Raw genomic sequence first — 6,634 nt, forward strand, 5'->3', positions numbered from 1 at the left:
TCAATATTTCACGTTCTACATCATCGGGGGCGCCGTGTACCTCATTCTAACCGGCTTGTCCGGTCGGCTTTTCAATATGGCTGAGGCTCGCGTGCGTCGCACGCGGCAGCGCAGTCCAGTCTAGTTCGAGTCGGGAGCGCTACGTATGATCGATTTTTCGTTCCTCGCTGACACCATGCTCAAGCTTTTGGCAGCGCTGCCCACAACGCTGACGCTGTTTTTCAGCTCATTGGTGATCGGCCTTACCCTGTCTGTCGGCATTGTCAGCCTGCGGGTCAGCCGCTGGTGGTTTTTCAGCTATCCGGCGCGGTTTTACATCATGTTGTTTCGCGGTACGCCACTGCTGATTCAAATGTTCCTGATTTACTACGGGTTGGGCCAGTTCCCGGCCATTCGCGATAGCTTCGCCTGGGTACTGCTCAAATCACCCTATGGCTGCGCGGTGCTTTCACTGGCCTTGTGTACCGCCGGTTACACCGCCGAAATTATTCGCGGTGGGCTGCTTAGCGTGCCACAGGGACAGATCGAGGCGGGCAAGGCCGTGGGCATGTCGCCTTGGGAACTGCTACTCCGGATCATTGCTCCGGTCACCCTGCGCCAGGCCCTGCCGGCCTACTCCACCGAAGCCATTTTGCTGGTCAAGTCCACGGCTCTGGCTAGCCTGGTGACCGTGTGGGACGTCACTGGCGTCGCGCAGCAGATCATCCAGCGTACTTATCGCACGATGGAAGTGTTCATTTGCGCAGCCCTGATCTATCTGGTGCTGAATTTCCTGGTCGTCCGCGCTGTCGCCTGGCTCGAGTATCGCCTCTCGCCGCACTTGCGTGAGCGGCCAGTTGACGCCATCAAAAAAGCCAGCCCCTCGCTGCCTTCCCATTCCTGATTTGATACGGAGCATGCCATGAGCACTCAGCCCGCTTCAGCCTTGTCGGTAACCAATATTCAGAAGTCCTTCGGCAACGCACATGTCCTCAAGGGCATTTCCCTGGAAGCCCACAAGGGCGATGTGATCTCGATCCTCGGTGCAAGTGGATCAGGCAAAAGTACCTTCCTGCGTTGCATCAACCTCCTGGAGACACCCGATCAAGGCATCATCAGCGTCAATGGTGAAGTGATCGAAATGAAGCAGCATGCCGACGGCCGCCAGACACCGAGCAACAGCCGCCAGGTCGAGCGCATGCGCAGCTGCCTGGGTATGGTGTTCCAGAGCTTCAACCTCTGGTCGCACATGACGGTGCTGCAAAACGTCATTGAAGGCCCGATGCGGGTTCTCAAACGCTCTCGTGCCGAATGCGTCGAGGAAGCAGAAGCCCTGCTGCACAAGGTCGGCCTGTACGATCGCCGCGACTATTACCCGGCGCACCTGTCCGGTGGCCAGCAGCAACGCGTAGCGATAGCCCGCGCACTGGCGATGAATCCACAAGTCATGTTGTTCGACGAACCGACCTCGGCACTTGACCCTGAACTGGTTGGAGAGGTGTTACGCGTAATGCGCTCTCTGGCTGAAGAAGGCCGCACCATGCTGGTGGTCACGCACGAAATGGGCTTTGCCCGACACGTGTCAAATCGGGTGGTGTTCATGCATGGCGGCCTGATCGATGTGCAGGGGACACCGGCGGAACTATTCGAAGGCTTACCCACCGAACGCTTCCGGCAATTCGTCTCCAGTCATCATGAGAGAAGTGCCGAATAAGCACGGCCCGCGCACAGCGCGCCAAACCATAAACCCAAAAACGAAAAAGCCCCGTAGTGTGTTCAGCTACGGGGCTTTTCATGTATTGCGTACAGCACAGCCTGATTTGTCATACGCCGAAGCGCTGGAAATCTTCAGTAGCGCGCCGGCAGCCAGAATCGACGACGCCTGAGCCTGATGCGAGAAGAACCGCCTGCCCGGCCAGCAACTGTCCGAGCTTGCGGCCACTAAAGCGGATCTGCGACAGGCTCAGGGCCGTAAACCCGATCATCACCGCCGCCGGCCGTCGCACCTCCTGACAGAATTCGCTGACCGGTTGCAAGGCCAGTCCGATGGCGCTGGCACGGCGACAGAAGTCGGATTCGTCACTGCCCGCAGGCAACTCCAGGACGAAGTGCAGACCGGCATGTTGCCCGGAAACCGAATAACCTCCCGGCGCCTGTTCCTCCAGACAGGCCAGCAGCGCGTCACGGCGCTCCTGATAGGCCTGGCGCGCCGAACGCAGGTAACGCACGAACGCCCCGCTCTTCATGTATTCCGCCAGCGCCGCCTGCTCGGTGACCCCAACGGAGCGGCCGGTGGTCTGCAGGGTCGCCAGCAGGCGATTGCGTAACGCCCCGGGAACCAGCATGAAACCGACGCGCAGTCCGGCGAACAAGGTCTTGTTGAAGCTGCCGCAGTAGATCACCCGGTCATCGCGGTCCAGGGCCTTGAGGGCCGCCAGTGGCGCGCTGTTGTAGTTGAATTCGCTGTCGTAGTCGTCCTCCACCACCCACGCATCGGTCCGGCTGGCCCAGTCCAGCAGGGCCAGCCGCCGCGACACCGAGAGGGTCACCCCGAGCGGCGACTGGTGTGCGGGGGTGACATAGACCAGCCGGGCATCGCCGTGCCGACGCAGCGCCCCATCGTCGATGCCGTCTTCGAGGACCGGGATATACACCAGCCGCGCTCCAGCCATGGAAAAGATCCTTTTCGCCGACAGGTAGCCCGGATCTTCGACACACACCTTGTCGCCCTGCGTCACCAGGCTGCGGGCCACCAGGTCCAGGGAGTGGCGAATGCCCGTGGTCACGATCAGGTCGTCCGGCTTGCAGCGGATGCCACGGTACTTGGCCAGGTAATCGGCAATCTGTTCGCGCAGGGCCAGCATGCCGCCGGGGTCCGGCGAACAGAGCAACTGCGCCGAGGCTTCGGCCATGGCCTTGGCCACCGCCCGCGACCACACGCGAATGGGGAACAGCGCCGGGTCCGCCAGGCGCGCCACGAAGGGCAGCCCTACCCTGACTGCGGTCTCCAGCGCCGGTGGCGATGCCACTGACGCCTGCTGCTCTCGCGCATGGAGGGTCGCCTGAACCTGCGGCGCGCGGATAAAGAGATCGGGCACCACCGCACTGACACGAGTCCCCGAACCCGACACCCGGGTCACGTAACCTTCGCTGCGCAAGCGGTCGAAGACCATTTCCACCGTTCCCCGGGACAGCGACCAGCGCTGCGCCAGGGTTCGCGTAGAGGGTAACTGGCTACCGGCGGGCAGGAGTTTTTCCAGGATCGCGCCGCGCAATGCCTCATAGGCGCTTTCCTGTTTGGTCAATACCCGGCTGCCATTGCTCAGGCTGCCGGGCTGGGGCAGATCAAGGGGAACGGAAACCTTTCCTCGGCTCATAGTGGTCCAGTCGAAATACTAATAAACGGCTCTGCGAATTAAACCACAAAGCGCCTAACGTCGCGGCCCTGTAATGGATACCCGAGAGCGACATGGCTTCTACAACACAACCCCCCGAATTCACCCTCGCGATCATCGGCGGCGGTGGCGCCTGCGTAGCGTTCCTGCATCATTTCGTCGCCTCGATCAGTGCCGAACAGGCCCGGGGGATGCGCATACAGGTCTTCGAACCACGCAACAGCATCGGCCCGGGCCTGGCTTACCACCCGGACGTCGACTCGCTGCTGCTCAACCGCGTGGCGGAAACCATGTCAGTGTGCGCCCGGGATTTTTCCACCTTCTCCGCCTGGTTGCGCTGGAAGGCGCACCACGCCGAAGAACTCAAGGCCGTTTCCAATACCGACCTGGCGGAAGCCTTCGTGCCGCGCGCAATATTCGGGCGTTTTCTCAGCGATTTCTTCGCCGAGACCTGCGCCATTGCCCGTCGCAAGCACCTGCAGATCGAGGTGGTGCAAGCCCGGGTCACGGCGATCGACAAGGACAGCCGCTACCGCCTGAGCACCGCGGGCTCGACCCATTTCGCCGACCGCGTGGTGCTCGCCGTGGGCAATACCGGTCCACGGGATCATTACGGACTGGACGATCATTACCGTTTTATCCGCAGCCCCTACCCCATCAGCGAACAGATCGCCCCGACCCTGATCGGCCAGCGTATCTGCGTGATCGGCAGCGGCCTGACTGCGGTGGACGTGGTACTCAGTCTCCAGGCGCTGGAGTTCACCGGCCAGATCGACATGATTTCGCGCAGCGGTCGCCTGCCCTTCGTCCGGGGCTTGCCCGGACCGCGCCACCCGCTGCAGTTCCTCACCCACGCGGCCCTGGAGCAACTGACTCAAGGCGGTGCCCGACAGCTGGCACTGCGCAGTCTGTTACGCCTGCTGCGGGCCGAGCTGCGGGCGATTCACTGCGACTGGCGAACGCTTTTCCGCTCTGACAGCGACCCGTTGCAACACCTGCACGAGGAAGTCGCGGCCGCGACCCAGCGCAGGGACTGGCAGTTGGTCCTCGCCGCCACCAATGAAGTGATCGAGTACGCCTGGAACGCCTTGGACAGCGTCGACCAGCAGACCATCACCGAGCATTTCGCCAAGGACTGGCTGGCCCGTCGTGCACCCATGCCGCTGGCCAACGCCCTGAAACTCAAGGTCCTGATCGAAACCGGCAGACTGCGCCTGCTGGCAGGCGATGTACGTTTCGAGGGGCAGCAGGAAGACCTGATCAAGGCCCATTACGCAGCGACCGCCGAAACCTGCGAATACGACTACGTGGTGAACGCCACCGGCGCGGCCAAATGGGTGGAATGCGAGCAGGACTCCGGCGTGCTCTGGCAGCTGCAGCAGGACGGCCATGCACTGCGCGATGAACGAGGTGGCCTGCAAGTGGAGTTTGCCAGTGGCGCACTGCTCGACCGGCACCGACAGCCGGATCCGCACCTGCGCCTGCTGGGCCATATGACCAGCGGCACCTACTTCTTCGTCTCCTCGCTGGAAATGATCGCCAAGCGTGCCCAACACATGGCCGAAGACCTGATCCGCGGCCTGCCCTCGCACCTCTCGGCGCCCACCGCTCCCCTCGCCTCGCCATTGCCCGCCCCTACGGAGTAACCCATGCCTGTAAAATCTAACCTGGCACCCTGGATCTGGTCCGCGCTGTTGCTGGTGGTCGTCTGCCTGCCACGCGTCACCATCGACATCTACCTGCCCTCGTTGCCGGCGATGGCCGACGCCCTGCATGCCAGCGATGCTCAACTGCAACTGACGCTCACCCTGTACATGGTCGGGTATGCCTTTTCGATGCTGATCGGCGGCCCGCTCTGCGATCGTTTTGGCCGGCGGCCAGTGCTGATCGGCGGCACGGCGCTATATCTGGGGGCGACCCTGGTGTGTGTGCTCGCCCGCGATGTCGAGGTGCTGATCGTCGCCCGGATGCTCCAGGCCCTCGGTGGCTGCTGCGGCACAGTGATTGGCAGGGTCATGGTCCGCGACCGTTTCGATCGCCATGAACAGACCCGCCTGCTCAGCAGGATCTCCATGGGCATGGCCATTTCGCCGATGGTGGCCCCGATGATCGGCAGCCTTATCGAAACCGCCTTCGGCTGGCGTGGGGTGTTTGTGGTCTTGAGCGTGATTGCCACGCTGGCGCTGATCCTGATCAGCCTGCTGCTGCCGGAAACCCGTCCGTCCGCCCAGCCCGATACGCGCCAGCAAGGCACCCTGCGCATTTACGCGCGGCTGCTGCGCGACCGCTATTTCCTGCGCTACTCCCTGGCCATAGGCTGCGTGTACTGCACCTATTTTCCGTTTATCGCCGAGTCCTCGACCCTGCTGCAACGGACCCTGCACCTGTCCTCGATGGAATATGCCCAAGTGTTCGCCGTCACCGTGGCCGGTTATGTGCTGGGCTCCAATCTGTTCCGCCGCCTGTCCGTCAGACACGATGCCGATGCCCTGATCGGCTACGCCATCGCCCTGAACCTGGTGGGCTCATCGCTACTGATCATGGCGACCCGGCTCTGGCCCGAGGCGCTGCTGTCGATCGTCTGCCCGATGCTGCTGATCATGCTCTCGGTGGGTATCGCCATCCCGGCCTGCCAACTGGCGGTACTGCAACCCTTCTCGAGCATTGCCGGCACCGCTTCGGGACTGTTTTTCTTTATCCAGATGGCCATGACCGCGGTGTGCGGCTTCGTCACCGGCAAACTCTCGGATGGCAGCGTCTACCCGATGATGATCATGACCTCGATCTACAGCATCAGCTTCTGCCTGGTCTGGATGCTGTTCAAAACAGAGACCGCCCCGCTGGAAGAGGCGCTGGGGGAACGCTGAAGCGGCACACGAGGAACGGCTTTTTGCGTCATGCCGCAGCCTGAACCGGCGCTGGGCGTAAGGCAAACAAAACGCCAGAAACGAAAAAGCCCCCGTAACTTTTCAGCTACGGGGGCTTTTTCTATGTAATGGCGGAGAGATAGACCGCCAACGTAGTGTCCGGCAATGTCCAACAAAATACCGACACCCTAGATAATACAAGGGCTACAGCCTAGTATCCATCCATTAGCGTCCTGAGAGCATCCACTGAATCCCACGATCAGTGGGGGAACATGTGGGGGAACAGTCTCTTAGGCCCGACAATTTCTGATGAGTGAACATCCGTGGGAAAACTAAATACAAAACAAATCGAGAACCTGACTGAGCCAGGGACTTACGAGGACGGCGATGGAC

At 61.7% G+C, this 6,634-nt stretch carries 5 protein-coding genes; 4 read left to right on the forward strand and 1 reads right to left on the reverse strand.

What is annotated here, in order from left to right; translation table 11 throughout:
• Positions 1-145 precede the first annotated feature (145 nt).
• The gene (locus AC1DH9_RS18220) at positions 146-883 is read left to right on the forward strand and encodes an ABC transporter permease (protein WP_427536691.1); all 738 of its coding nucleotides are present in this window, start codon (positions 146-148) and stop codon (positions 881-883) included.
• An 18-nt stretch (positions 884-901) separates the two neighbouring features.
• Positions 902-1,693: an ABC transporter ATP-binding protein gene (locus tag AC1DH9_RS18225; RefSeq protein ID WP_427533213.1), complete on the forward strand. Its 792-nt coding sequence runs from the start codon at positions 902-904 to the stop codon at positions 1,691-1,693.
• Positions 1,694-1,802: 109 nt separating this feature from the next.
• On the opposite strand, the gene pdxR is transcribed toward AC1DH9_RS18225, so the two are convergent.
• Positions 1,803-3,356, reverse strand: a complete 1,554-nt coding sequence (pdxR, locus tag AC1DH9_RS18230; protein ID WP_427536693.1) for a MocR-like pyridoxine biosynthesis transcription factor PdxR — start codon at positions 3,354-3,356, stop codon at positions 1,803-1,805.
• Positions 3,357-3,448: 92 nt separating this feature from the next.
• Between pdxR and AC1DH9_RS18235 the strand changes: the two genes are divergently transcribed.
• Complete coding sequence (locus AC1DH9_RS18235) at positions 3,449-5,020, forward strand: FAD/NAD(P)-binding protein (protein WP_427536695.1); 1,572 nt, start codon at positions 3,449-3,451, stop codon at positions 5,018-5,020.
• A 3-nt stretch (positions 5,021-5,023) separates the two neighbouring features.
• A complete protein-coding gene (locus AC1DH9_RS18240) occupies positions 5,024-6,241 on the forward strand; it encodes a multidrug effflux MFS transporter (RefSeq protein ID WP_427536697.1) in 1,218 nt (405 codons plus the stop codon).
• Positions 6,242-6,634 lie beyond the last annotated feature (393 nt).

The sequence above is a fragment of the Pseudomonas sp. 05T35 genome, from assembly GCF_056396605.1.

Coding starts and splice junctions, on each gene's coding strand:
- pdxR (WP_427536693.1), bottom strand. CDS start 3,356: ATGAGCCGAGGAAAGGTTTCCGTTCCCCTTGATCTGCCCCAGCCCGGC.
- AC1DH9_RS18240 (WP_427536697.1), top strand. CDS start 5,024: ATGCCTGTAAAATCTAACCTGGCACCCTGGATCTGGTCCGCGCTGTTG.
- AC1DH9_RS18225 (WP_427533213.1), top strand. CDS start 902: ATGAGCACTCAGCCCGCTTCAGCCTTGTCGGTAACCAATATTCAGAAG.
- AC1DH9_RS18235 (WP_427536695.1), top strand. CDS start 3,449: ATGGCTTCTACAACACAACCCCCCGAATTCACCCTCGCGATCATCGGC.
- AC1DH9_RS18220 (WP_427536691.1), top strand. CDS start 146: ATGATCGATTTTTCGTTCCTCGCTGACACCATGCTCAAGCTTTTGGCA.